A 1102-nucleotide genomic window follows, 5' to 3' on the forward strand; every position below is an offset into this window, starting at 1 on the left:
CAGCTTATGGACTAGCGGAAGCAACTTTGTTGGTTTCGACTAAAAAACATGGGGAAAAAGCCAGGGTGTTGACCTTAGCAGCAGAAGCCCTAGAAAAAAATAGAATTGTAGTAGTATCACCAGCAGAAAAAGAGCAGGTAGTACGATCTGTAGTGAGCTGTGGACCTCCCATTGGTGGGATGAAAGTGGCGATCGTTAATCGAAACACTTTGAGAAAATGTCAACCAGATGAGGTAGGAGAGATTTGGGTATGCGATCCCAGTATGGCTGTAGGATACTGGCATAGGTTAGAAGAGACAGAAAAGACATTTAATGCAAACCTTGCCGAAAGTGGTGAAGGGCCATTTATGCGCACAGGGGATTTAGGATTTTGGCAAGATGGGGAACTATTCATTACAGGGCGTATCAAAGACGTGATTATTATTCGTGGTCGCAACCATTATCCCCAAGATATTGAATTGACAGTGGAAAAAAGTCACCCATCACTGCGTTCTAGTCATGGAGCAGCATTGGCAGTGGAGATTAAGGGAGAAGAACGTTTAATAGTGGTTCAGGAGGTGGAGCGTAGTTACCAAAAGACACTAGATCTAAATGAGGTAGTAGGAAATATTAGAGAGGCAGTTACAGACGAACATGATCTACAGGTGTATTCTGTAATATTAATAAAAGCTGGGAGCATTCCTAAAACATCAAGTGGCAAAATACAACGCTCTGCTTGCCGAGTTAAGTTTTTGGAAGGGACACTAGAGGTCTTGGAAGCCAGGGTAAAAGTGGCAAGTAAAAGTGGAGCAGCGGTATCAAATTAAATGTAGGTATTTGGGAATTATGGGTTGATTATGATCAAGCATAATGATATCCTTTGAAAGTACAGGCATAAAGCAAATTATGAAACCTGTAAACTAGGTGTTATACCCCTTATAATTCGTTTTTTAAAAAAGAGCAAATGGCCAAAAAGGAGACAGTTTTATGTCAATGCCAATGGATGTGACCAAAGAATCTTTTAAACCAGCCAAAACTCAAAAGTCAAAAACTATATTAAATGACTACATAAAAGGTCTCCAGACCAAACACTTTCTGTTGTACAATGTCATTCCAGCAATCG

General features: G+C 40.4%; 1 protein-coding gene. It reads left to right on the plus strand.

Features of this window, described 5'->3' with window-relative positions; all coding sequences use genetic code 11:
• Positions 1-806: AMP-binding protein (locus F6K37_RS43910; RefSeq protein WP_287257414.1), on the plus strand; the 806-nt coding region annotated here is incomplete at its 5' end.
• Positions 807-1102 lie beyond the last annotated feature (296 nt).

Source organism: Moorena sp. SIO4E2, from assembly GCF_010671945.1.
Lineage (GTDB): Bacteria > Cyanobacteriota > Cyanobacteriia > Cyanobacteriales > Coleofasciculaceae > Moorena > Moorena producens.